This is a genomic window from Paenibacillus qinlingensis (assembly GCF_031455095.1).
GTDB classification, from domain to species: Bacteria; Bacillota; Bacilli; order Paenibacillales; family NBRC-103111; genus Paenibacillus_E; species Paenibacillus_E qinlingensis_A.
In genome coordinates this window covers 1,429,634-1,455,112 of record NZ_JAVDSB010000001.1, presented here as the reverse complement: position 1 = coordinate 1,455,112, position 25,479 = coordinate 1,429,634, and the positions used below count along the sequence as shown (strand labels likewise).

Annotated in this window: 20 protein-coding genes; 2 read left to right on the top strand and 18 right to left on the bottom strand. The window is 44.2% G+C overall.

Annotated features, from left to right (window positions below; translation table 11 throughout):
* Positions 1-116: 116 nt before the first annotated feature.
* The 3 genes from J2736_RS06600 to J2736_RS06590 form a co-directional block, all read right to left on the bottom strand.
* Positions 117-1,121, bottom strand: a complete 1,005-nt coding sequence (locus J2736_RS06600; RefSeq protein WP_310224575.1) for a sensor histidine kinase — start codon at positions 1,119-1,121, stop codon at positions 117-119.
* Positions 1,118-1,792, bottom strand: a complete 675-nt coding sequence (locus J2736_RS06595) for a response regulator transcription factor (RefSeq protein WP_310225249.1) — start codon at positions 1,790-1,792, stop codon at positions 1,118-1,120. The genes J2736_RS06600 and J2736_RS06595 overlap by 4 nt, the downstream gene beginning before the upstream one ends.
* An 88-nt stretch (positions 1,793-1,880) precedes the next feature.
* Positions 1,881-2,465 (bottom strand): lipoprotein BA_5634 family protein, encoded by a 585-nt coding sequence (locus J2736_RS06590; protein ID WP_310224573.1) that lies wholly within the window; start codon positions 2,463-2,465, stop codon positions 1,881-1,883.
* A gap of 226 nt (positions 2,466-2,691) precedes the next feature.
* On the opposite strand from J2736_RS06590, the gene J2736_RS06585 reads away from it, so the two are divergent.
* Complete coding sequence (locus J2736_RS06585; RefSeq protein ID WP_310224571.1) at positions 2,692-3,129, top strand: DUF6376 family protein; 438 nt, start codon at positions 2,692-2,694, stop codon at positions 3,127-3,129.
* A 93-nt stretch (positions 3,130-3,222) separates the two neighbouring features.
* On the opposite strand, the gene J2736_RS06580 is transcribed toward J2736_RS06585, so the two are convergent.
* From J2736_RS06580 to J2736_RS06510, 15 genes are all read right to left on the bottom strand, one after another.
* A complete protein-coding gene (locus tag J2736_RS06580) occupies positions 3,223-4,848 on the bottom strand; it encodes an S-layer homology domain-containing protein (RefSeq protein ID WP_310224569.1) in 1,626 nt (541 codons plus the stop codon).
* A complete protein-coding gene (locus J2736_RS06575) occupies positions 4,763-7,849 on the bottom strand; it encodes a chondroitinase-B domain-containing protein (protein WP_310224567.1) in 3,087 nt (1,028 codons plus the stop codon). Before J2736_RS06575 ends, J2736_RS06580 begins: the two co-directional genes overlap by 86 nt.
* A 256-nt stretch (positions 7,850-8,105) precedes the next feature.
* Complete coding sequence (locus J2736_RS06570; RefSeq protein WP_310224565.1) at positions 8,106-8,786, bottom strand: serine/threonine protein kinase; 681 nt, start codon at positions 8,784-8,786, stop codon at positions 8,106-8,108.
* Positions 8,787-8,990: 204 nt separating this feature from the next.
* Complete coding sequence (locus J2736_RS06565) at positions 8,991-9,407, bottom strand: DUF5412 domain-containing protein (RefSeq protein ID WP_310224563.1); 417 nt, start codon at positions 9,405-9,407, stop codon at positions 8,991-8,993.
* 379 nt (positions 9,408-9,786) lie between these two features.
* On the bottom strand, positions 9,787-10,914 hold the full coding sequence (locus J2736_RS06560; RefSeq protein WP_310224561.1) for an alginate lyase family protein: 1,128 nt from the start codon (positions 10,912-10,914) through the stop codon (positions 9,787-9,789).
* A gap of 44 nt (positions 10,915-10,958) precedes the next feature.
* A complete protein-coding gene (locus J2736_RS06555) occupies positions 10,959-11,993 on the bottom strand; it encodes a zinc-dependent alcohol dehydrogenase (RefSeq protein WP_310224559.1) in 1,035 nt (344 codons plus the stop codon).
* Positions 11,986-12,978 (bottom strand): SGNH/GDSL hydrolase family protein, encoded by a 993-nt coding sequence (locus tag J2736_RS06550; RefSeq protein ID WP_310224558.1) that lies wholly within the window; start codon positions 12,976-12,978, stop codon positions 11,986-11,988. The genes J2736_RS06555 and J2736_RS06550 overlap by 8 nt, the downstream gene beginning before the upstream one ends.
* Positions 12,979-13,073: 95 nt before the next feature.
* On the bottom strand, positions 13,074-14,474 hold the full coding sequence (locus J2736_RS06545) for a sulfatase-like hydrolase/transferase (protein ID WP_310224556.1): 1,401 nt from the start codon (positions 14,472-14,474) through the stop codon (positions 13,074-13,076).
* A 50-nt stretch (positions 14,475-14,524) separates the two neighbouring features.
* Entirely contained in the window at positions 14,525-16,171 is a 1,647-nt protein-coding gene (locus tag J2736_RS06540) for an ABC transporter substrate-binding protein (RefSeq protein WP_310224554.1), read from the bottom strand.
* A 14-nt stretch (positions 16,172-16,185) separates the two neighbouring features.
* Positions 16,186-17,079, bottom strand: a complete 894-nt coding sequence (locus J2736_RS06535; RefSeq protein WP_310224552.1) for a carbohydrate ABC transporter permease — start codon at positions 17,077-17,079, stop codon at positions 16,186-16,188.
* Between the two features lie 15 nt (positions 17,080-17,094).
* Positions 17,095-18,069: an ABC transporter permease gene (locus tag J2736_RS06530; RefSeq protein WP_310224550.1), complete on the bottom strand. Its 975-nt coding sequence runs from the start codon at positions 18,067-18,069 to the stop codon at positions 17,095-17,097.
* Between the two features lie 95 nt (positions 18,070-18,164).
* Positions 18,165-19,970, bottom strand: a complete 1,806-nt coding sequence (locus J2736_RS06525; RefSeq protein ID WP_310224548.1) for a sensor histidine kinase — start codon at positions 19,968-19,970, stop codon at positions 18,165-18,167.
* Positions 19,970-20,992, bottom strand: a complete 1,023-nt coding sequence (locus J2736_RS06520) for a response regulator (protein ID WP_310224545.1) — start codon at positions 20,990-20,992, stop codon at positions 19,970-19,972. The genes J2736_RS06525 and J2736_RS06520 overlap by 1 nt, the downstream gene beginning before the upstream one ends.
* A gap of 217 nt (positions 20,993-21,209) precedes the next feature.
* Positions 21,210-23,426: a glycosyl hydrolase family 95 catalytic domain-containing protein gene (locus tag J2736_RS06515; RefSeq protein WP_310224543.1), complete on the bottom strand. Its 2,217-nt coding sequence runs from the start codon at positions 23,424-23,426 to the stop codon at positions 21,210-21,212.
* 207 nt (positions 23,427-23,633) lie between these two features.
* Positions 23,634-24,137 carry an NUDIX hydrolase gene (locus J2736_RS06510; protein WP_310224541.1) on the bottom strand — a complete coding sequence of 168 codons (504 nt, stop codon included), beginning with the start codon at positions 24,135-24,137 and terminating at the stop codon, positions 23,634-23,636.
* Positions 24,138-24,328: 191 nt separating this feature from the next.
* Here J2736_RS06510 and J2736_RS06505 point away from each other — a divergent pair, with 191 nt between their 5' ends.
* Entirely contained in the window at positions 24,329-25,387 is a 1,059-nt protein-coding gene (locus J2736_RS06505; protein WP_310224540.1) for an LLM class flavin-dependent oxidoreductase, read from the top strand.
* Positions 25,388-25,479 lie beyond the last annotated feature (92 nt).

The window sequence follows — 25,479 nt, the reverse complement described above, 5'->3', positions numbered from 1 at the left end:
TGTCATTTCGTCGTATCACATTACATGTCATCTACCTTGCATTTTTGTCACTTATGTACACAAAAAAATGATCTACTCGCGCCCAATTGGAAGCAGTACACCATTTCCATTGATTCTTATATGATTTCATCGATCGGAAACAAAATACTCACCTGGGTTCCGACCCCCACTTGAGACGTTAATGAAATACCCAGTCCTAGCTTCTGGCATAGGTTCTTGCACAAGTACAGACCAATGCCTGTGGACCTGATGTAAAGCCTGCCATTCTCACCTGTGAAGCCTTTCTCCCAGACCCTGCTTAGATCACTGTCAACGATACCGATGCCGTTATCTTCGATTATTAGTGTCATCTTTTTGGCATCACATATCGAATGAATCGTTACTTTCCCCTCACCCGCTTTGCAATATTTGATTGCATTACTAATAATTTGCTGCAGGATGAATTCCAACCATTTAGCATCACTGTATACGGTTCCTTCAACATCATCGATATCTACAGCTATCCGTTTGTTGATGAAATCTCGAGCATTTCGTTTAATTAGATTCGTAATTATCATGGTTAGCGATACCTGTTTGATTACGAAATCTTTGTTGACATTTTGGCTTCTAGCATAATAAAGAACCTGATCAACATAGTCCTCGATGTGCTTTAATTCATAATCGATTGCTTTAGTTGCTGTACTTTCGTTATTACCAATAATAAGCTTTGCAGAGGCGATCGGTGTCTTCACTTCATGCACCCAGATCTCAATAAACTCTCTGTAGTCCTGCTGTCTATCCCGATGTTTATTGACTTGCTCATGCATCGCTTTACTGGTTTTCTTCAAAATACCATGTAGCAGCTTACCTTCGATGAAGGTTGGTTCCTTAATGATTTCAGGCAATAAATAAGCCTTATCCAAATTCTCCAGCACGCTTTTCAGTTCATCATAAAAATTGCTGCTACGGAGGTACTCGACCATCACATACGAAAACAGAGGCACAAACCAGAGACAGCCAACGACAAGAATCAATCCACTTCCAACCTGAAAGAGATACAACATACAGCCTAATACGGCAAACAACAAGCCATTTATGATAAAAAACAATAAGCGATCTTTCACATAGTCACGAAACCTCATGGCATGATGTACCCTAAGCCGCGCCTAGTTTCAATACTTTCTGGCAACCCAACTTCTTCGAGCTTTTTCCTTAGTCGAGTAACGTTAACCGATAAATTATTGTCGTCAATAAACAAATTCGAGCTCCAAAGGTAATCAATCAAGTCCTCACGCGGCACGATCATACCTTTATTTTTGATTAGAAAAACTAGGATTTTCAATTCATTTTTAGTGAGTTCTAACGACCTGCTATTATACGTAATCGTAGCGTTTGATAAATTAAGGTGCAGCTCCCGATACGTCAATGTTTCCTGCCATTTCGTAGAGGTTCCATAGGTTCTTTTTAAAATAGAAGCAATTCGAGCCAACAAAATCTGTGTATTATAGGGCTTCGTAATAAAATCATCAGCACCTAGATTCATACTCATCAGCTCGTCCATTTCGCTGTCGCGGCTAGTTACGATGATAATTGGAATTTCTGACTTTTTTCTAACCTCTCGACAGATATGATACCCATCATACATGGGCAGATTGATATCCAATAAGATCAAATCAGGTTCTTCAAGTTCAATGTCTTCTAGAATACGTTCGAAATTGGTCGGAGCTGTCACGATATAATCATATTTCTCTAAAAAAACTTTCAGCTCTTCCCTAATCACCTGATTGTCTTCCACAATTACTATTTTCACTATCGATCACATCCTTGCTTGCCTGCTAACGACTAGAGCAAACAGCCCAACTATTATTATTTTCTTGAGATAGACAGAATATGCTATTGACTCACTTCACGGTCACAGTTTGAACCTCTCGCGTTGTAAATTGTTGATTCAAATCTTTTAATTGCAGCACACCTAGTCCTAGTTCCTTTCCATTTAACAACAAAAATGTCGAGGAATCAACGACAGCAATCATATCGGCGAAGCTGCGTCCTGGCCCGATAATGACATTGCCACCATATTGAAAGTCCATCCCATTGCCATTTATTAAAGGCAGTTGATCTTTCTGCGTTTTGGCAAAAAGCACTCCTTTTTTATCTCCAAACTCAGGTAAACTTGTTAATTCAGCTGTATCCCCATTCTGGCTGTTAGTGATTTTCTGCAATAAAGCCATCTTGACAAGCCCTTTCGCAGTTTCCTTATCAATAACAAGTACCTTTTGACCTTCCGCTTCTACCAACTTAACATTGTACATCACGTTAGACTTTAGGTTATTCTTTTGTTTCTCTATGTCAGATTGAACGGATATCTTATCACCTACGAGAACTACCCCGTTTGCATCATGCCTATCCAAATAATGTCTAACTGCCCAACCCCCTACTAGAATTATTAATAACACGGCCACACTGATGGATAACCACTTTTTCATAATAATCATTCCTTTACCTACTATTTTTTTCTTACTTGTTGTTCAAAATCTTACGTTAACTGTATCACTGCATAAATGGTCTTGCTATTGACTTCCCTAACATTAACCTTTCATTTTTGTCATGTTGGATCGGCCTTTGATGAAACGTTTTGTATCCAAAAACGTAGTAAACCAATAACAAACAGATTTTTGATGAAAAATTTATGGGTAAGGATGTGAAACATAGATGAAGAAATGGATACTCATTCTTGCACTTCTGTCAACCATGTTCGCAAGCGGCTGTTCTTTGTTAGAAAAAGCAAATCAAACCGTTGATTACGGAACTCAAGCTACTGAACACTTAACGAATTTGCGTGAATTTGCCGAACAAGCGCCTCAAATGATTAAAGATGCCGCTACGAATCCAGAGACCAAGCAGGAACTCGAAAATAAATTACTTGATTTAAAAAAGGAAATCGAACAATTTAATTTGAGCAGTGTCCCTTCGATGGCAAAGGATATTCATCAGCAAATTGTAGAGAAAAACAAAATTTTGCTAGATGAAATCAATAAAGTCATCGTGAATGGACATTTGGCACTGGATAAACTTCAGAATTCACAGATTATAACGACCATTAGTGACGCGGCAAACTTACTAAATCGGATTCAAAATCTAGGACTGTAGTGGCTGTTCTAATGCGAATTCACCAATAAACACAATAAAAAGCAGCAGACAAAGCCCCGAATAACGGGAACTTTATCTGCTGCTTTCATTTCGTTAACGATCCAACATACGCATCACGACGGTTACAGCTTCCGCCCGCGTTGCCACACCCATAGGCTCAAAGGCATTATTCTCGCGGCCGCTAATGAGCCCCAAGGAAACTGCTTGCGAGATAGCTGGCTGCGCCCAATCTGGGATCTGTGAACTATCACTAAAGTTAGCCGAGGACGACAGCTCCGCTTTAGGCGAGTAGGCTCTGATTAGCATAGTGACCATTTCCGCACGATTAATCGATTGATTAGGTCGCAATGACTGATCTTCATAGCCTTGGAGAATTCCTGCTTCTAAAGCTGCCCCTAGCTCTCCATTTGCCCAAGCTGGAATGTCCGCTTGATCGGCGAAATTGTGAGAATGCGGTTCAGCCTTCAAACCTAGTGCGCGAACCAACAAAGCTGCGAATTGTATTCTCGTCATTGGTTCATCAGGCTTGAAGCTGCCATCTGAATAGCCGTTCACAATGCCCTTGGCAGCGGCGCGTAAGATGGCATCCGATGCCCAGTGATTCGGTGCATCTGTGAATTTCACAGGTGGGGCAGTCGTGTCCGACGGATCCTTCGGGTTCGTAGGTAAGGGAGTAGTCGGTTTGGTTTCTGGTTTTATTTCCGGTTTCGGCACAGGAACCGGGTAATAACCGGCCGAAGAATCCGACGAGGTGTCGTTACTTGCCGGTGGCTTAGGCTTTCCGGCCATAGGACCGACATCGGCAGCCCTAAGTGGCCGTTGCACCCGTTCAGTTACTGGATCGTACTCATCCGCTCCCGCATCGACACTATGTGTCCGTCTTTGTCCATCCATATCATCCGATGGCAAATATGGACCTTGAGCCGCATCAATGGCTGGGCTCAGCGGTGATAAACGGATGAGTCCATCACTTCCGCGAACCAGCTTAAGATCGCCTTTGTAAGTAGCGCTGACAACGGTCGCATTGGCCGCGATGGCTGCGATTCCATCTGTCATATTGCCGACATACGTCGGTCGAGCATCACCTGTGATATCACTGGATTCATTGAATATCGTTCCTACGTTGCTGAAAATGATATTATTAGAAATTGACGTCCCTATAGGCGTAAACGTGCGTTTCTTTAGTAGTACTGCTGAAGCTTTCTCACCTAAATTAATAATTGAATTATTATAAATTTGGACATTATACTGCCGCCAATGTCCGCGAAGCAATTCTTGTTGTCTAGTAGGTGATAAGCTCCTCAGCTCGGCGAAATCATTTGGCCCAGTTCCCCAATGGATCACTGGATTCGTACCTCCGTCTGGCCCCGCGTCTTCTGTTCCACCATCTAACTGAATCGCATCATCGGTTAGACCTTCCATGTAATTGTTATAAATCTTATGATCATTTCCATAGATACGGAATCCGCTTGTTCCAAGCTTTTTGCGATCCGCAATGATGAAATTACCGTAGAAACTGTTACGATGACCATGTCTAGCAACGATTCCGCCAAATGAATTAAGAACCGTATTGTAACGAATGGTATTATCGCTGCTTTTAACCGAAATGATCTCGTCTTCGCCATTCAATCCGTCAAACAAATTGTATTGAACCGTGACATGACCAGGAGCTAACGATAGCCCAGAAAGTCCAAGACGGATTGCTTCTAATCCATCCATTACTCACACGTGGACCAATATCATGAAAGTGATTGTATTCAATCACATCATACTGCGATACTGCGTTCTGACCATCGTAGGTCATTACAGCACCAAAACCGGTCTTCGGTCCGATATCATTGTAAGCGATCCGGTTGTGACTGCTGATACCCTCTACCCGAATATAATGTCGATCCGTTCCACCCTCCGTTTGTAGCTCAGAATTCGGTGAATGTGATGTTTCTCCTGTATATACCGGACCATTCGGGTCATAATTGCTGCCGTAGCGGCAACTATTCTCAACACCGATCACACACCAAATTTGCTTGTTGCTACCATTCTCCGTTTTCTTGAAAGTGTATTGCTGGCCCATTTCATCCAAAGCAAATGTATTCCGTAAGACGGATATATTGCTGGAATCGAACAGTTGTACACCTGGGTGCACCCCCTTCAGAGAATTAATACGGTCCTCAGAAACATTTCTGCTCCGAAGTGTATCTTCACCGTTCACCGAGCCGCCTCCCGAATGGAAAGTAAGTCCCTCCACCTCAACATAGTTGGCATTCTCGAGATGCATGTAACTTTCCCCTGCGATGATTGCCTTCCCTTGTTCTGCTGCAACAATTCGTATCGGCAGTGCGGCTATACCCGATTTATCCTTAATTACAAAAGGACCATTTTGTTGATAGGTACCGTTTTGCAGTTCAATTGTCGTCCCTTTGGTGGCTTGATCTAGCGCAGTCTGTAACTGATCCGCAGTACTGACCTTCACAAGTTGAATAGGAGGCAACGGCTCGACTGGCTTATCCCCAGCTTGCGGCGGTCCTGCAGGTGCAGTCGGTTCCTTGATTTCAGGAACTGTCCCCGTGTAGAGTTCAACTTCAGTTAGGCTATTCCAATTACCTGAGCTTCCAGATGCTGTGTTCCCGTAGCCCACAAGGCGCAAATATCGTTGAGATGAAGGATTACTTATCGCATAAGGCTGTATAATCTCATCGCTCGCCTTCAGGACACGGCTTTTTCTTTTCGGCAACAGTACAGTTGGATTCTGAAAATCCGCTTGATTTGAACCGATTATCTCAAAATTGGTTAAACGATCCACTGCATTTAAAAAAGCGATATTCAAATAAGTAATCTTCTCCGGTTGTCCTAAATCGAATTGCAGCCACTCACCTTGTCCTGAAGCGGACCAGCGCACATCCGTATTCCAAACTCCATCCACCACATTAGCGGGAATATTAGTCGTGTTCGGTTGATAAGAACTTGCCGTAACCGTACTTGCATTCTGCGGGATTTGACCGTTCGTTCCTTTAGCCGATAACCGGTAAGCCTGCAACGTATAAGTATTCGTAGCATCACCGTTTGCTAATCGAATCGAAAGTTTGTTGACACCAGGCGCTAAAGGCAACTGAGTCAAATCATTCACTGGTTGTTGAAGGCCTACGTTATTACTCAGCGTCACAGTTGTCGAAATGCCAGCACTACCTTGCAGATCTAACCGGATTGCATTCACATCTTGTGGAACAATCACCTCATAGCCATCCATCTTGGATGGCATAAATGGAGTATTCATTCCCAGTTTTTGTACACCATCCCATACGTCAAGGCTGGAGAGTTGGATAGCAGGCATTTTTTCAGCAAAAGTGAAATACGTACCGTCTGCCAGATCAGTATCCACAGCATAATAGGCTCCTCCATGCAGCTCCACTGGGCTCAACGTAAGTGGTACCGCATTGCTAAAATCACTAGAGCTACTAGTTAAAAGCTGACCGCCAAACGGGAGCATCCCTTCTGGGAATGCCACTTGCACCGTCCCGACATTGCCGGAATTCTGAACCTTCCAAGTTCGTGAAGATCGCTTAAAGCCAGACCCATAGGGTACCGATGCCGCAGTACTTCCATTATCTCCCCAGATGAGGTATTGTTTATCAGCTAACGTTTGTTTTGCACTAATAATGACTTGCGACGAGGCACGCGTATCGCTGCTTCGACTTGAATCTTGTACCAGCGCACCATCTTGATCCCTTACAATTCCCGCTATGTTATTGGCAAATGCGGTGTTGGCCGATGCGGACCATACCACTTGCGAAGAAGAGCCTGCCGAAACATAATCTTTCGCTTTCAGCGGTGTGCCGAACTTAAGGGCCATATAAGTCTGAACTTGATTTTGTTGTAAATCGGAGAGCCCATCACCAAACACGATCATCTCTCCGACTTGTCCATCATAGCCAGAGCCTCCTGTGAGAGCCGATCCGAGGGACATCGGATTACTCCCAACACCAACCATAGGAAGTCGCGGTTGTGATGATTTGATAAGCGTTTGCCCATCTAGCGTGATTGCTTGATAGACGACATTTGTTACACTCGGTTGCGACTCATACTGGAAACCCCAACTGTTGTATTGCAGTGGTGGAACTGGATTCCCCGTTGTGATTCGTGGGTTTCCGGATATGGTTGCCCCAGAATCCCACAGAATTACTGAGGTATTTGATTGAACGTAAGGAATATACGCTCCGAACCTTCCGGTCCCTTGTAAAGTTTCATTAAATATTTGTGAATTTTGATTCGTTACCGCGATCCCCCCAGTCACCACAAACACACTTGCACGATTAACGATTTCATTCTGTTCAAACAAACCGTCCCTATCCAATAAGAGACTTCCATTACCTGACCGAATAAATTGCACCGATGGCCGAAAATTAAGCAGTGGATTGGACGTTACATATTTCGGCTTCGTCCGTGGCGCTTTGTCGCCAACCGTCCCATCATTTACGAAATGATTACCTTTCGGGGAGCTATCCCTCCATTCCGTTATTTCTCCATTCCCGTTAAGAGTCATGCTAGCTGGATCTGCTTTCAGCCATAATTTCAGCAAATTTGCATCCACGCCGCCTGGTGTGCCAGTTTCAGCCCCAATCGCATGCGTTTTAGTGATGCCAACGGGTAATCCTGCAAATGTTAACAGGGCCGCCAATAGCATGATGACTGTTCGTTTTGCATTAAATCTCGTTTTCTTTATCAATTAATCATCACCTCTTCTTTATCATCGTGCTCCTAGACAACAACCAGACAACCGTTCAGAGCAACTACACACATCTTATGGAAACCCTTACAAAACCGAAATCGTTAAAACCTCAAACGCATCATCAAAATCGCAAATTTCACTGTTCAATTGTTAAAGGGAAGCATTATTTTTAGAAAATGAAGCTATCCGTATGACCTTTTCACATGAATTTGGCCTAGAGATGACAAAAAAAATGACTGCCTCAGCAGCCATTTCATTTGCGCTCCCCAAAGAATAAACGACTTACGCGTCGGGAGAAATCTTCGATTCGAAAACTCGTTGTATCAATTCGGTTATACCAGTTCGTAATGGCTTCCAAAATCCATAGAGGTACCTGTACATCGCCAATTAAAGGATAAAATTGATTGTAAGCCCACACTAAGTGCTCCCAGCGATTATCGTTACCTTCTTGGATATATTCAGATACATCAAGAACTTTTCCTCTTCCCTCATACATAAGAACGTTCTTGAGATGAATGTCTCTCGGGTTCAGCCCCTTGCTTCTTACAAACTCGCGGGCCTCTTCAATATCTTTGATGACTTGCTCAGGAACATGAACACCTTGCAGTAAGCAATCGAATAAAGTAATTCCTTTTTCAAAACTTAATACCAAAAAGTTAGATCCTACGCCATAACAACGAGCGAAAAACGGTGATTCCGATAAATGTTCATAAATCTCCGCTTCCACGTCCTTTTTTTCTAACGCTTTGTCCGAGTATACTTTATAGGCATAATTAGGTGTGTTTGGGTGATAAAACACTGCGGCATCCGTTCCTATACCGATACAACGCAGCTCTTCAGAGAACCTAATGACCGAAACGGGTTTATTGGTATCGTAGCCAACGATTTCAACATCCTTTAAGGCTTCCTCAGCTTGTTTCCAATCAGGTTTCATCGCCATCTTCTCCTAGTTGTTGATTCGAATCAAGATCCGCCAACATGTCATCAGCATTGAAAATTTTTACAACTCTATACGTTTTTAAACCGCGAAAGTTTCAATCTCCCCCTTTGCTCATCTCCAACGTCAACGTAACCAACATGGGCTAAAACATAAAAAAGCTGCCGAGTGAATACTCGCAGCTTTTGATTATCGTACTATTTATCTATTTCTCCTGAAGTCAAATTTCTCATGGGGCAGTTCTAATTCATGACCATTAATTTGAACGGTATCTTCATCTATCCAAAGGATATGTACATTCTCTTCTCTATCATTCCAATAGATATTCTTTGTTTTCTGAGCGTTATTATTGAAAATGAGCTCTGCCCTTAGGGCATACCCCGTCGTTGCTCCTCCATTTGTAAGGTACGCTTTAATTGTATAGGTACCATTAGGAGAGCTGGATTGATCAAGAAAAGAACCCGTAGGAAGACGATTCATATCAAAGAATGCCCAGTATATGCCATATCCTAGTATTCCAATGATCAGCAAGCCAATACAAAGAAAAAACGTAAGCACATTTCTTTTAGTTCGTTTCATTTCAAAAGCTAAACTTTGTTCTTCATCTGAAAATGTCATTTTCCTCCACGATTAAGAACCACTTGATATTTTTATTAAAGTATACCATCATTTCACAAGGATGCGTATGAAGCAACACGGCTGCTCTGTCCTCGGGCAGTCAGATTTAAAAAAAGATGCGAAAATACATCCTTTTCCACTAGATATGTCGAGGTCTATCAGAAAAGATGCGAATATGCATCCTTTCCAACCGCATTTATCCTTTTTATGGCATATCGGTAAAAAAGGATGTATTTTCGCAGCAATTCTTCGAAATACGCTCTAATATCCTTAAAAGGATGTATTTTTGCAGTTCTCATCTCATATTGGAAGATGGATGGCTAGGCGCGCCATGTACAAAAAGGACCGCCACCCGGCAGCCCCTCTCGATTCAATTCAATTAGTTCACCCAAAGCAGCGGCTGGCGGATGGCCATGTTACGACGAATCTCCATGTCCGTAGGATCCGGATCAAGGCTGTTCCATAGGTCCATATATGCCTGATTGTCGTGGGCAAGTCCAGCAAATAGCAGGAATGACATCTTAGCCGGCCAGCCCTCGAAATGTTCCACGTCGGGTGAATATGGCCAAGTCGATTTATCCCTCAAATAAGGGAACAGATACGATAGGCCTCTGCGAATGCCTCGACCATCAGGCAGCTCGAAGTTCCATAAATTATCCTCTGGCGTCGAAAGAATGTGACACAGCGTCACCATGTTATCCAGCACAAAGATCGCATAACCATACGGTTTAGTACGTGCTAACTCACGTGGAAAGCTGCCGTCTGGATCCATTTGATCTGGGAGCAACGACTCCTTGTACTTAAAAGTACACAGACGAATCATGTCCTTGTTTTGAGTAAACCTAGCAAATGCTGCAGCTTGTACAAACCAGCAGACCCCATGATTATTACGCTCATTCATCTCTTCTAACCCATTCTCGTGTGTGCTCATCCATGTTAAATAATCAGCAAACCACCTCTGAAGTCCTTGATAAATGTCAGTGGTCATACATGAGGATGCGCTCAGCGCTTCAATGGCGACGGGAATATCGATCAAATGCAAGGTATCAATAATCCCAATGCCTCTGCCCGAACAAATACCTGGTATCGCTTGCGCGTAGAGCAGATGTGGATTCATTCTCGTAGATTCATGTAAGAAAAATACCGATAAGAACGATACGGCTTTCTCTGCGTATAACTCATTGCCACTCACTACATACCCAGCGGCCAAATTCGCCACATGTGTTCTCATCTTCCGTAATAACAAACGATGGCTATTGAAATTATTGGGATTACTCTCACCATCCAGGCGAATATAGGGTAATCCGTCTACCGTATCGGGGTTAGGCCACCAATAATCCCCGTTTGAATAATAATCATGAAGCCCCCCTTCACTTTTGCTGGCTATCGCAACTGTAATTGAAATGGGGCTTTCCAACATGGACGCCTCAGCTTGTTTAATTATCCACGTCGTATCAAATAAGGATAGTCGATTCTTGTGATCTCTTGCTTTTGTATGGTCCATCATGAATGTATCCTCTCCTTGCACGGTACTTTCTGCCTACTGTTAGGTTAGTTATTCGTTTCACAATCGATCATGACATGGATCGTGTCACCTTTATGCTCATTACGCAGCTTAAACGCATCAGCAATCTGACTTAAGTGGACGACATGCGTAATCATTTCTTCCGTATTGATTAAGCCATCCAGCACTAGCTGTAATCCTTTATCGAAATAATGACGATTATCAATATCCCGTTTGGGTTCCGTCGAAAAGATATCGAGTCTTTTCTTATGTACTTTAAAGAAATCAACCGGCTTATGGCAAGTCCCAATGCATCCGTACATGACAATACGCCCATTCTGAGACGCCGCATCGATGGCATCAACCATACCATCCCCTTCCAGCAAGCAGGGAATCACGACATCAAAACCGTCTGGGAAATCCTTCCCTACGATATCCATTGTGTTTGCATCTGGAGAAGGAAGCTTATAGGTATGCGTTGCCCCATACTTGCGTGCCAATTCGAGTTTCTCATCAAACAGATCCGTGACAACAAGGTTACGCGGACTGTACAAGCTTATTACCTGCGTCATGACTAACCCACTGACACCTTGTCCTGTGATAAGCACATTTTTGTGAGGCGAAATTTCACCAAGCTCTGCCGCATGAATAATACCCGGAAGCACTTCAATGAGCGAGCCTTCAATCAGTGGAAGCGATTGTGGCAGGACTTTTATTGAGAATGGTGTACAGATGACATATTCTGCAAAAGCCCCCCAAATATAGCGTAAGGCGACTGGATCCCCTACCTTAAGGCCAATGACATTGGATCCTAGTTTATCGATGATACCTGCAACTTCATGCCCAAGCCGTGTGGGATAGGAGACAAACTCCGGTTCACGTGCCCCGCGAAATACTTCTAGATCACTGCCGCAAATACCTACCCATTTCACTTTAACACGTACTTCCCCTTCAGCTGGTTCGGGAATTAGCGCTCTTTTTAATGTGATATGCCCAATATCCTCCACAACTGCACACAACTGTGTTCCCTCTCCCTCATAATCAACCAATTGCATGGGCGGAACTGTCATTTTTCTAACCATGTTTAGGACTCCCCTCACTTAATTTTTTCGTTATATGTGTACCCATGATTTTATAACCTTCCGCGTTGGGATGCAGCTTGTCTGGAAGTAAATCAACAAAAGCCTCTCCAAAAATATCTAACCCATCTACATACGAAATGTGGGTATCCCCGTAAGATGTCAGTATCTTCACGGCTTCTTGGATCTCACTCCTCATGATAACTAAGCTCATGCCTACTGCGTTTGCATCTGTTTCCCTGTGCGGACAATAAATGGGCGAAAATAGATAGATTGGCGTACTGCGATGCTTCTCCCGAATGATCGATACCATACCGAGTATGGCAGCTCGAAACGTTCGTATATTTAAACTGTTGTTCCCCATCACGTTAATACCGAGACACAGAGAAATTATATCTGCTGGGAGGTCTCGAATGACCCGAGCAACCATGGGTTCTAGATGACATTGTCCACCGAATCCTAGACAAGTTAGGTCCCATCCTTTGTTGCGAGCTACGATCGCAGGCCAAGTATGGGCTGGACTTTCAGCTGCACTGCATTGCGTTATCGAACTGCCGTAGGTAACCCACCGGGGCTGATTGTGGGGTAAGGGAGTGACGAATGCTCCTTCCTCGACTTTTAGCCCAATGACATGAACGACCGATTTTTGTGGAAAATAAATCTCTATTCGTTTTCTACCACTAGGAAAGTTTGAGAATAAACATATGTCCTGACCTGCTAGTAAGGTGTAGGTGCCGATGAAATGATCTTCAATAACGATGTCAAATTGTCTATCGTGATCAGTACTAGCGACATACAGCTCCACTGAAGTGGTATCGCTAAGGCAAGCCATTCTTACACCGGCAGCTTCCCCTGCTTTCTCCACTAATTTAAGATCGAATAAGCCGAGCTGATCATGAGGCAAACGCCATGGTTGGAGTCCTGTTTCCTTCGTTTCAATGGAAACGGCACCCCGAAACCACGTTTTATCGATTTCTATTGTTTGCATTTCTATGCATCACCTTTCAATCAGAAATCAGAAGATCCCTAATACAAAAAAGTCGCATGTGAGCGACTTTTTAGAACAATCTTGCTGTGTACCAGCTACGAGGTAACAGGCAGCACCGCTTTATCTTGCAAAATATCACCGCAATCCTGCATCCAGGTTACTAATTCAGAGGCTAGACGTTCGATGGTCCCTGCATGCGAAGGATCTTCAGATAAATCCTGCGTTTCCCACGGATCGTTACATAAATCGAACAGTTGAATGCGTTCCGTTCCTGCGTTCGTAATTGGCGAACGATAATATCGAATCAGCTTCCATTGCCCGTCCGTGATCATCCGTTGAACATCTCGATACACGGAGCCCACGACACTGCGAATGCCCGTGATTTCCCCTGTAAGAACCGGCTGCAGACTGCTGCCTTCCGTTTCGGCTGGCAGATCCACATCACATAGCCCAGCAACCGTTGGGAAAATATCGATATTACTTGCCAGCGCACGTACCTGCTTGCCCTCAGGAACACCTGGCCCTCGGAATAGAAGGGGAATGCGAACGCTGTGCTCGTAAAGGTTTTGTTTGCCCATCAGTCCATGCTGACCAACCGCTAAGCCATGGTCCGCTGTGTATACGATGAGCGTATTGTCATAGATGCCCTTTTCTTTCAAGGCATCGACAACTCTGCCAATCTGCGCGTCCAAGTGGCTTATCATCGCGTAATAATCAGCCATATGCTGCCGAATTTCATCCTCTTCCCTCGGCCATCCAGCAAGCTTCTCGTCCCGCACAACCATATCTCCTGTATCGAATGGATGTTGTGGCATAAAGTTCGGAGGCAGCTTTACATCAGACTTGTTGTACATACTTGCATACGGCTCAGGTGCGGTTCGTGGATCATGGGGTGCTGTATATGCAGCATACAGGAAGAACGGTCTTTTTTCCTGATACTCCTCGATGAAGTCGACGGCCGCGTTGGTAAACAACTCGGTAGAGAACGTATTCTCCATATATTCCAATTCCTTTGGATATTTCCCTGTTGCGTCGTAATCAAACACTGGAACTTGGGTATGATCGCTCATCCCGTGAAAATGTAGCTTAGCTCCCCCTTCGAAACTCCGGGTGAGACTCCCCTTGTCGTTATGCCACTTACCAACCGCATGTGTGTAATACCCTGCCTCACGCATCGTTTGCGCCATAAGACGAACATCCGAGCGAATTACGCTCGAATGTTCTCTGTTCGTCATATCCTTGCCGATCGTCGCCCGGAAGAGCGGAATACCCGTATGGACGCAGGCTCGGCTCGGCGCACAAACCGCTCCAGTTAGCGCACCAAATATATGTGTATTCCGACATGCTGTTCCGCTGGCCACTAATGAATCTAATACTGGTGTTTGCAACCTTTCACTGCCAAAAGCACCAATGGCCTCGCCACGATGATCATCTGCGATAAGAAATACGACATTGGGTCTTTCAGCCAATTGCTTCTTGATGCTTTCCTCTTTCATGTTAACCCTCACTCTCAAGCGACTTCATGTGATTTAATTCCAGCAGTGCTTTACTTCTTCGATTTATATTGGGTATAAGCTTCTTGATAAATTTCCAAATAACGTTTGATGTTCATTTTGTCCAACGTGCTCAAGTAGTTGTTCCACTCTTTTTCAACATCCAGTGACCCTGTTACTGTTTTAGCAAAAAATTCAGTTCGATAGTCTGTTAATGTTTTCTCCAGCGTAGAAAGCTCTTCAGCCTGTTCGTTCGTGAAGAATAATGGCGGTACAATTTTGCTCGGATTTAGTTGGTATGGCTCGTATTTCTTCGTTTCATTATACAAAATAAGTTCAAGCGAATTTTTCGGATCGGCTGCCACGCTTAAGCGCAACTCGTTCGTACGCAGTGACGGACCTGCTTGGGCCCAATGCACGTTTTGCAGCTTACCAAACGATACAATTGGTTTCCACACGGCTTGCTTCCCGTTAACGGCGAGCTCTCCTTGTGCAGGGCGCACCCACTCTTGATCAGGACGGCCTTGTGTACTGCGGAGTGTCGCTTCTTCCGAAAGGAGCAAATCTGCTAAGCGGAATGCGGCAGCGGGATTTTTGGCTTTGTTCGTGACCACGTATTGACCTGCAGACACCGCAAATGGATTGAACGCCGTAGACCGAACACCATTCGGGCCTTTGAGTGGCGGCACGGAGATATAATCTTTAAATCTCGCGTTATCGACTTCAACGAATACCGTTTGATTTTGCGATGCAATAGCTCCCACGATTGGGATCTCTGGGTTCATCCCCATTTGTTTCAGTTGGTTTCTGTCCTGTGTAAACGTTTGCGGAGAAATCAAACCTTCAGCAAACATTTTATTCAAATACTTTAAAGACTCTTTCCACTCCGGTTGATTGAAGGCCACTTGAACCTTGCCATCCTTTACATATCGCAGGTTAAAATCCTTTTCGATAAACGCGCTTGGCAGGAATAAATCCAATGTGGATGATGGCCCGTTAGTAGCGCCAACTAATGGAATCTCATCTGCCTTGCCATTTCCATTCGGATCTTTTTCTTTAAAAGCTTTCAGCACTTGATAAAACTCATCCGTCGTTTCAGGCATCTTCAATCCGAGTTTGTCTAACCAAGGCTTGTAGATCCACATCTTTTGACCGAGGGAGCAATGGTAGCACTCATTCACCTGGGGTACGGAATAAATTTTGCCATCAGGCATCGTAATCAAATCTTTGACATAGGAAACCTGACTAAACATCTTTTTCATCTCAACGCCGTACTTATCGATATAGGGATTCAGAGGAATAAACACGCCATCTTTCCCATAAATCGACTGCTGCACGGGAGAAACGTTCATATTCAACAGTACATCCGGATAATCACCGCTGGCAAGTGAAACGTTCAGTTTTTCTGCAAATGTTTTTTCAGGTGCGACTTCCCAATCGATATGAATATTGGTTTTCTCTTCCAGCCACTTCGTAAACTCGTTCGTTGCAAAGTTTTCAACAATGCTGGAACCTTTGACCATCACCTTGAGCGTCGTTTTTTCTTTCGTAATCGGGAATTCGCCCGCTGGCGTTACTTGATCATCAACGATAGCTTCCTTCTTCTGGGCAGCGTCCTTTTGTCCACTGTCCGAGCATGCACTGAGAAGCACCACTGACAACGCCGTAATGGCTGCTAAAACTTTTAACCCTTTTCTCATATAAAAACCTCCCTTTATCCTTTTAGTGAGCCAATCATCATGCCTTTAACAAAATGTCGTTGTATGAATGGATAGATGATGAGCACGGGCAGCGTGGACACAACGATAAGGGAAAATTTCAAAAGCTCCCGTAAACCATCTCGTGCCGCTTGATCGGCAATGTCGGTTATCATCGACGCATCGACCTCGTTTTGCACCAAAATATCCCTTAATACCAATTGAAGCGGATACAACTCTTGATGTTTTAAATACAGTAATGCACTAAAATATTGATTCCAATGACCAACTGCGTAGAACAAAGAAATGACAGCTATGATTGGACCTGACAAGGGAATTACGATTTTTCTAACAAAGGTAAAATCGCTGCAGCCATCCATTTGAGAGGCTTCAAGCAACTCATCTGGAATCGTGGTTTGGAAATAAGTTCGGGCAATAATCATATTCATCACACCAAGCGCTCCTGGAATAATTAATGACCACCTTGTATCAATCATTCCCAGCTCTTTGACCACGAGATAAGACGGAATTAATCCGCCAGAAAACATCATGGTGAAGACAAACAAAGCCATGACAGCATTCCGAGGCATAAAATCTTTCCTCGATAGCGGATAAGCCGCTATGAGTGTAAATAGCACATTGATCGTCGTTCCTACTACGGTATAAAAGACCGAGTTCAAGAAACTCGACATGATCAACCGATGCTTAAATACCGCCTCATACCCCGCTAACGTCGGCTCCACCGGAAACAACCAGACTTTCCCGGAAATGACCGCTGTGGATGAGCTGAAGGAAGCACTGACAATGTAAACTAGTGGGTATAAGATTGTAATTGTAAATACAAATAGGATGATGTAATTCACAATGGTAAAAAGTCTATCATCTGCACTCTCTTTAATATTTCCCGTCATTGAAGCGCCTCCTTATTACCACAGACTCGTTTGTCCCAGTTGTCTAGCTATCCGATTGACAAGAACAAGTAAGATTAAATTGATGACTGATTTAAACAAACCAATGGCAGATGAATAGGAATAGTTGATGGCTGTTGAAGCCAAACCGACTTTGTACACAAACGTATCAATGACCTCAGAAGAGCTCATATTCAACGGATTCTGTAGCAGCAGTACTTTCTCAAAGCCAATGTCAAGGACATGTCCGGTATTCATGATCAGCAGAATTACGGCAACCGGTAGAATACCCGGTATGTCGACATGCCACATACGTTGTACTTTATTGGCGCCATCCACCACTGCTGCCTCATGAAGCGAAGGATCGACAGCTGCAAGCGCTGCCAAGTAGATAATGCAGGAAAAGCCAACGTTCTGCCAAATACCCGACCAGACGAAAACGTGCGAGAACCACTCGGGTATTCCCATAAAATTGATGGCGGGTAGACCGAAATACTTCATGATCTTTTGAACAAGACCCACACGAGGATCCATCATTTGCAGAATGATACCAACCATGACGACGACGGATATAAAATGTGGTGCATACGTGACCATTTGTACGGTTTTCTTAAAGTATCGCGAATTAACGTAATTCAATGAAAGCGCGAGAATAATGGGAAAAGGAAAGCCTGCAAGTAAACTATAGAGGCTAAGCACAATCGTGTTTTTCATAATCCGAACAAATTCATACGAATGAAAAAAACGATCAAAATGCTTTAATCCTACCCAGTCACTTCCCCATACCCCTTTTGTTGGAAGATAATTTTTGAACGCAATCAACGCCCCATACATCGGTACGTATTTGAAAATAATCAAATAAATAATCGGCAACAGCATGAATATATAGAGCTGCCAATGGCTGGATGCGTTTTTCCTCAGTCGGAACAAATAATTTTCCTTTTTACTTACTGTTGTTGTTAAGGTGCCATTCTTGCTAGCCGAAATTCCCATAAATCCCTCCCCATTTCGATGACCATAACTCATTATGTTAGATGTACTTCTGTATGTAGCATACAAAATGATGGGTATCTGAGCATTGTGTTCATTTACACTGCTATGACTTTTTTTGCACTTGAAGATGGCATCCGTATCGTAACTTTCGTACCCCTTCCAAATTCGCTTTGTACAGAAAGCCCATATTGCTGGCCGAACACCATTTGAATCCTGTTATGTACATTGAGGAGCCCGATGCTGCCCTCACTCGTTGGTTGCGAATCCACGAGTCTCTCCTGTCGGCTGTTTTGCAGTCGTGTGTTTAGTTGCAACAGTGATTCCGCTTCTATACCACAGCCATTATCTTGTACAACAACATAGAAATCCGCTTCATCTTTCCAAGCGTCAATAATAATGGTGTGTGTATCCTCGATGCCATAAGGAAATGCATGTTTGAATACATTCTCTACCAAGGGCTGCAGTGTCAAGCGAACCATGCTGTCGAGCAAATAGTCCGTAGAGATCCGAACATCAATCTCAAATTCACGTTGATTGCGATATTTCATAATCGACATGAAATACAAAATGTGTTTAAGCTCATTCGCTACCGTAATTTCTTCCAAATCCGTACGAATGGAGTAGCGCAGCATATAGGACAGAGAACGAACAATGTCTTTGATCTCGCTAGATTTTTGAATGACAGCATAACAAATAATGATTTCTAACGTGTTGTACAGAAAGTGCGGATTAATTTGTAATTGCAACGATTGATATTCGGCCTGCTGCCGTTTCATTAAATTATCCTGATTGCGCAGCTCGGTCTCGTAAACACGCTCAACTAGCTCTTCCAGTCGAGAGACCATCGTATTGTAGCTGATAATCAGCTGATCCATCTCATCAAGGCTTCCCGTAAGCGGAACGCGGGTCCATAACCCTTTTGCCGTCTGACGCATCCCATTCTCTAACAGTCGAACTGGCCGAACAATCGATTGACCGAATCGATAAGCTAACAAGGTTGCTACGATCAAGGTAACGATACCAACAATTAGTGTCGTTTGCCGCAAGTCTGAAATGGGCTGGCGCTGTTCAGAAACGGACATACTGGCAACCAGCGTCCAACCTGAGTAGTCTGATTTTCGACTAAAGAACACTCGCCCCGGTTCTCCGGGCAGCTCAAATATTTGATCTGGTTTCGTCTCAACCGTATTGAAGAAATTACCATTCAGTTGTTTCCCGATACGATCCTGATCTGGATGATAGAGTATTTTCCCGCGATCGTTGACGATAAAGAAATACCCGGATTCCCCGAGTTTTATACCCTTCCATAGGGTGTTTAATTCCCCAATTTTGAGCTCCATGCCCATTATGCCTTTGAATACGGTCGATGAGGTGCGATCCGCTAATTTACGAATGAGAGTAAGATGACCATCCAGGAATCCGGAATCTTGAATCATGAGCTTACCATTGATCCTATCGTCGTCCTTCATCTGTTCCACATATTCTTCAAAGCCTTTATAATTAAAAGGGACAATGTGGACATTGAAATCCGTTGCCTGGAAACCGTTATACCCGACGATGTAAGTCATCGATATTTCCGGGTTGTTAATGAGTACTGGTTGAAATACGCCTTTCATTGCCAACTCGGATGAATAAAACCCAGAAGTTGAGTGATACGGCAGGTCCAGTGCTTCTTTTACCACAGGAGATATCAGAATAGAAACCGTTGCTCTCTCGTAACTTTTCAGAAATAAATCAGTCTCATGTAACACATTATCCACGATTTGCGTTAACAGTCCTTCGTACTGATTCTCCAATTCATTGGACGATCGCCAATAGCTAGTGACCCCCAGCGTCACCAAGGCTAACGTGATAATAATAACGAAGGAAATATACACCTTGCGTACTAATCTGCTGTTCATTACTTGATCCCCAGCAGTCCGCGATATTCGGTGGGGGAATAGCCAGTTGCCTTCTTAAATACTCTGGAAAAATGGGGATAGCTTTCATAACCGACCTCGGCGACAATGTCGATGATTTTGAAGTGCGGAACAGCAAGCAGCTGTTTGGCCTTATCAATTCGTTTACGCATCCGGTGCTGTACAAAGGTCTCATTCGTATGCTTCTTAAAATAATGACTGAAATAAGTTGGCGTTAGACCTAGTTTCCCTGCTACCTTGTCCAAAGAAAGTTCTTCATCAAACAGATGCTTATCAATGTATTGAACAGCCGCCTCCAAAACATCAATTCGTTCATGATTACGGTATTCGCTCAGCCGCCCAATCCAGCTTCTAATTTCGATTTGAAAGCAATCATAGGTAATGATGTTTAGAGCGTTCTCCTCTAAAAGTGGTTTTGCCTCTATCCGGTAAGCTCCTCTGACATTTAGTTTCTTATGCAGCAGCCTAACAGCGTCGGACACAAGCAAATGTTGTTGATGCTCTGTTTTTACATCGAACAACTTCCTCTTCCCCTCTTCCAGCAATTCCTCCACATGATCCCTATCCATGAGCCAAACGGCTTCTTCCAATTGATCGATCCACTGTTCAAAATGGGTGTAGGAAATCAGAGTTGCTTCTTGCATGGCAAGCATTTTATCCAGGACTGGGAAAAGTTCAATTTCTGTAATCGGTTTTAATAAATATTCTTGTACACCATATGACATACACTTCTGAGCATATACAAAATCGCCATATCCGGAGAGCACGACGACTTTGGTAGATAGTTTTAATTGTTGAATATTTCGGCATAGCTCTAATCCGTCCATCCGCGGCATTCGAATATCCGTCATTACAATGTCTGGCGGGCTTGCCATAATATGCGACAAGGCTGAGGCACCATCCGTAAATGTATCAATCTCACTAAACCGTTGATATTCACCGATTAGTGTTTTGAGGCCAACCCCGATAATAGGTTCATCGTCTACAATACAGATTCTAGTCATTCGGTTGCCCCCTGTTTCAAAATGAAAACCTGTAATCGCCTTTGCTAGAGCTCCATACCTTTATTATGGTACGATTTCCTTTAGGCTGAATACCCATCAAAACCTGAACAACGTCTTCAAAATCGCAACCGCGAACCCTTATTTATCGAAATGTGTATGTAAAATAAAGAGAGACCACTCGGTAAAGCCTACCGAGCAGTCTATGGATGCATTGTCATTATTGAATGGGCAACCCGTAGAGTCGCCAAGGTTTGTTTCCTCCAAAATAGCCGCACATATGACTCTCTGCTGGTACTGGCTCGACTTCCCATGAACCCCTATCAGCTGTAGCATAATCTGCACGATAGAGCACAGCTTCCTCACCTTGCGGCAAGTCAAGCTCGAATATACCACCGCCCAACGAACGATACTGGATGTTCGAACTTGCTGACATACGGATGTCTCCCGTCATATCTGTTTTTAAGCGGCAGGGTTGTCCGGCTAAGCTTTTGACCCTAATCCACATTGTAGCTCCTTCAGCTCGACTCGCACTGACCACAAATGCGCCTTCGGCTCGCAAATCATGAAATGCGACTTCCCTCCATGTAGATGGAACGGCCGGGAATACGCGAATCTCCTCTCCCCAGCTTTGAAGCAGCATATCGTGAATGGCCTCAGCGCCAGCGAGCGGTGATTCAATGACCGGTCCAGCTTCTCGATACATGGTATTCGGCTTCAGAAGATGCATCAGCGTTTTCAGATACTTGAGTGACTCATCACCCTCACCTAAAGCGGCAGCAATGGATGCGGCCCCTGTAAAAGTAAACCCACGTAGGTCTCCCTCACGTGAAAACCAATGGCGAAGCGAGCGCATGATGAGTTCTCTTTCCTCCGTCGTGTCTCCACTCATCAAATGTAGCGGGAACACAGCCATTAGATGGCTGAAATGCCGATGTCCAAATTCCAAGGGCTGGCCGGCGCCGATCATAAATCCAGTCTCATCAACGGGGAGTGGCACCAGTTGCTCCAGGGTAGTCTCCCATTTGGCTTTTTGCGGGTCATCTATGTCAAGAATACGGACAATACGCAGCAACGTTTGGCACCCCCAGCGCAGCAAGGCCAAATCATAATGAGTATCTGGTACGGTCAACTGTAAGAAAGAACCATATTCAGGTGAGATCATCGGAGGAAGGTGCAATTTCCCATCTTCACCCTCTTCTAGCAAATGCAAATAGTATTGTACGCTTCGCTTCAGCAGCGGAAATAACAGTTCTTCCAGCATCGAATGGTTCATGGAATGTCGATAATGCCGCCAAAAATTATGGCAAACCCACGTTAAATTTCCTACCTCGGTGCCTACATTTCCAGCTAAATCGTAGCTCATGCTACGGCCCAATCCCGCTGAGTCTCCCCGGTACTGTTCAGGTACGTTTCGTATCAACTGTTCCAAATTGTCTCGGAAAGCACGAACAAGTGACTCGCCTAGCTCTAAGCGTCCTGATGTATACACAGGCGAGTAGCTCATCTGTACATTCATGTTGAACCACACACCTGCCCATGGTGTCGTTGTGAGCCACGGTCCTTGATTATCCATGATCATTCCATCGGAGCGGGTTACAGATGCGAGTTTGTACATTTGGATCCAATAAAAGCTTTCCAGCATCGTATCCGGGATGGATACAAAGCTTTGCTGATAGTAGTCATGCCACCAACTTCGGTGCAACGCCTGCCAAGACTCCCGTGGCTGATTAACCGCATTTCTCACGTTGGCTTCAATCTTTTGTTTCACCTGCTCATTGAAACCATTACCAATGGATAACCATAATTGATGTAGATTTTCGCCTTTTTCTGGCCGCCTCTCGATCCATGCCGTTGTACATCCGCCAGCATAGTTGAACGTTTGTACAGCAACATGTAAGCCATCCTCATTTACTTCACGTACGACTTCCGCCTGTGGAATATATTGATTCAGGTTAAAGCCGTCCGCATTTTTCAATACATGATCCACTTCACTAAAAGCGTACCACGACATACGTGCCGCTCTTTCGCCTTCGCTCGTTTCCAGCTCTACAGACAGTACCTGATCTTGACTGTGTACAAATGCGCGTACCTTCAAGGTGCCAACTGTCGTTGTTATCTCCGCCCGCATCTCGGCATTCCACAAATCAAGCCGTATGCTTGATGGTTGATAATACCATCCGACTAGCTCCAGATGCAGCTCCCCAACGGGCACCCGTGGTGGAAAACCGCCTCCAGGTTTTTGCGCCGTAACATCTGTACACCCAAGTACAAAGCGCAGTACATTGCGTTTTTCACGATGCTCTTCACTATATATCATGGCCCCGAGAAACCCGTTGCCAATAAAAGCTCCCTCATTCCACGAATTCGGTTTTACGGACCAAGTCATATCATGTCTCGCCATAAAAGATGGCCAGTCCACCTTCGTCTTTATCATCCATTGCACAACCTTTCTTACATTTGAGTACGCACTTAGCGGCTAATCTGAACATTACGCGGTCCATGTAAATATACGTGTGAACAGGTGAGCTATCATTGTGTTTATTTATTGCGATATGATTTTTTTTGCTTTTCAAAGTACAAAAAACCTTCTATCCGCATTTGCAGAGGGAAGGTTTATCTTAATTCTAAGTTTTATGTATGACTAGCGTTCAGATGAAGTTAACTTTTCTAAATAGGATAAATAATATAACACGCCTGCTCGATCTACACTAGAAAATTGGCAAGGATCCTCGTTCATGAGTCGTCTTAATTCATCAACTTCTATCCATCTTGGGTTCTTCGTGTCATCTCCTGATTGTAATAACTCACCTTGTACGCGACAACGAAAATATGCTCCAACGGAGTCAAAAGGTCCATTAATTGTCTGATACACGCCAAACGGCTTCATACATTCCACTTCAAAACTAGGATCCATACCTACGGTATCCATTCTTGTATCCTCACCTTCAATTTCAACAACATGGAGTCCCGTCTCTTCCTTAACTTCTCTTTTTAGAGCTGTTACAAAGGATTCGAATGGTTCTAGTCGTCCACCAGGCAACTCAAGCAATTGAGATTCACCTGCTTTGTTTCGTGTTTGAATGACGATTTCCATGGTTCCATTCACATGTCTTTCAACGATTGCACGCGAATTAACAAAAAACATACTTATTCACAGCACCCTTCCTTAAGATCTTTGTGGTATATTATACCTATTTCGGGAAGTCTACAAAAGAGAATAATGGGTTTGCTTGGAAATGATTAAACATTTCACTGTACGCTATATTTTCGCTTACTTTTGTTGAGTTACATTAAAATGTATAGTATAATACATATATCTTGAAGGGAGCGATTCATATGTCTAATCTTACAACTTCATCTATTGAAATAGGAATAAGTACATTCCTCGAGGCAGCTCCAAGAGCTGGCGGCATCACGCACGCTGAACGACTCCGCCAAGCAGTAGAGGAAATCAATTTGGCCGATCAAGTCGGTTTAGATGTTTATGCCATCGGTGAACATCATCGAGCGGATTATGCGAGCTCAGCTCCTGCTGTCATTCTAGCTGCAGCCGCTGCCACAACCAAGCGAATTCGGCTCTCGAGTGCCGTCACCGTGTTGTCATCCGATGATCCGGTTCGTGTCTATCAAGCTTTCTCCACACTGGATGGCATATCCAACGGACGGGCGGAAATTATGGCTGGAAGAGGATCTTTTATTGAATCCTTCCCCTTATTCGGACATGATTTAAACGACTACGATGCACTATTCGAAGAGAATCTTGAGCTTCTACTGAAGATTCGTGAATCGGAGAAAGTAACCTGGAGAGGCGGTCATCGTGCAGCTATCAACAATCTAGGTATTTATCCGCGAGCTGTACAAGAGCCCCTCCCCGTATGGATCGGAACCGGAGGTAATCCAGAATCCGCAGTTCGCGCCGGTATGCTTGGTTTGCCTGTCGTGTTTGCCATCATAGGTGGCATGCCAGAGAGGTTCGCTCCGCTAGTCAATCTCTACAAGGAAGCAGCCGCGAAGGCTGGACACGACGTGAATAAACTTCAAATCGCCACGCATTCGCATGGATTCATCTCAGATACAGTTGAGAAGGCAGCGGACATGTTCTATCCTTCGACGGCAGCTCAAATGAATACGATTGGCCGTGAGCGCGGCTGGGCACCTTACACCCGCGAATCTTTTGATGCTGCGCGCAGCCTTCGTGGAGCGCTGTATGTCGGTGATCCCGAGTATGTGGCGGAGAAGATCGTCCTGCTTCGCAAGAACCTAGGGTTAACACGTTTCCTTTTACATGTTGATGTCAGCACGCTGCCACATCAAGACTTGCTACGTACCATCGAGCTGCTCGGCACAAAGGTCGCTCCAATCGTTCGTAAAGAACTTGCTCGCATGGAAGCGTAAGGGTCATTTAGGTATAATAAAAGAGTCCGAAATCAGGTGAAAAACCTGGGTTCGGACTCTTTTTTCTTCCTATCCCGACGACGTTTACAAAT

Coding starts and splice junctions, on each gene's coding strand:
- J2736_RS06585 (WP_310224571.1), top strand. CDS start 2,692: ATGAAGAAATGGATACTCATTCTTGCACTTCTGTCAACCATGTTCGCA.
- J2736_RS06560 (WP_310224561.1), bottom strand. CDS start 10,914: ATGATGGACCATACAAAAGCAAGAGATCACAAGAATCGACTATCCTTA.
- J2736_RS06570 (WP_310224565.1), bottom strand. CDS start 8,786: ATGAAACCTGATTGGAAACAAGCTGAGGAAGCCTTAAAGGATGTTGAA.
- J2736_RS06545 (WP_310224556.1), bottom strand. CDS start 14,474: ATGAAAGAGGAAAGCATCAAGAAGCAATTGGCTGAAAGACCCAATGTC.
- J2736_RS06505 (WP_310224540.1), top strand. CDS start 24,329: ATGTCTAATCTTACAACTTCATCTATTGAAATAGGAATAAGTACATTC.
- J2736_RS06510 (WP_310224541.1), bottom strand. CDS start 24,137: ATGTTTTTTGTTAATTCGCGTGCAATCGTTGAAAGACATGTGAATGGA.
- J2736_RS06515 (WP_310224543.1), bottom strand. CDS start 23,426: ATGATAAAGACGAAGGTGGACTGGCCATCTTTTATGGCGAGACATGAT.
- J2736_RS06530 (WP_310224550.1), bottom strand. CDS start 18,069: ATGGGAATTTCGGCTAGCAAGAATGGCACCTTAACAACAACAGTAAGT.
- J2736_RS06540 (WP_310224554.1), bottom strand. CDS start 16,171: ATGAGAAAAGGGTTAAAAGTTTTAGCAGCCATTACGGCGTTGTCAGTG.
- J2736_RS06520 (WP_310224545.1), bottom strand. CDS start 20,992: ATGACTAGAATCTGTATTGTAGACGATGAACCTATTATCGGGGTTGGC.
- J2736_RS06555 (WP_310224559.1), bottom strand. CDS start 11,993: ATGGTTAGAAAAATGACAGTTCCGCCCATGCAATTGGTTGATTATGAG.
- J2736_RS06535 (WP_310224552.1), bottom strand. CDS start 17,079: ATGACGGGAAATATTAAAGAGAGTGCAGATGATAGACTTTTTACCATT.
- J2736_RS06525 (WP_310224548.1), bottom strand. CDS start 19,970: ATGAACAGCAGATTAGTACGCAAGGTGTATATTTCCTTCGTTATTATT.
- J2736_RS06550 (WP_310224558.1), bottom strand. CDS start 12,978: ATGCAAACAATAGAAATCGATAAAACGTGGTTTCGGGGTGCCGTTTCC.
- J2736_RS06600 (WP_310224575.1), bottom strand. CDS start 1,121: ATGAGGTTTCGTGACTATGTGAAAGATCGCTTATTGTTTTTTATCATA.
- J2736_RS06565 (WP_310224563.1), bottom strand. CDS start 9,407: ATGACATTTTCAGATGAAGAACAAAGTTTAGCTTTTGAAATGAAACGA.
- J2736_RS06580 (WP_310224569.1), bottom strand. CDS start 4,848: ATGGATGGATTAGAAGCAATCCGTCTTGGACTTTCTGGGCTATCGTTA.
- J2736_RS06590 (WP_310224573.1), bottom strand. CDS start 2,465: ATGAAAAAGTGGTTATCCATCAGTGTGGCCGTGTTATTAATAATTCTA.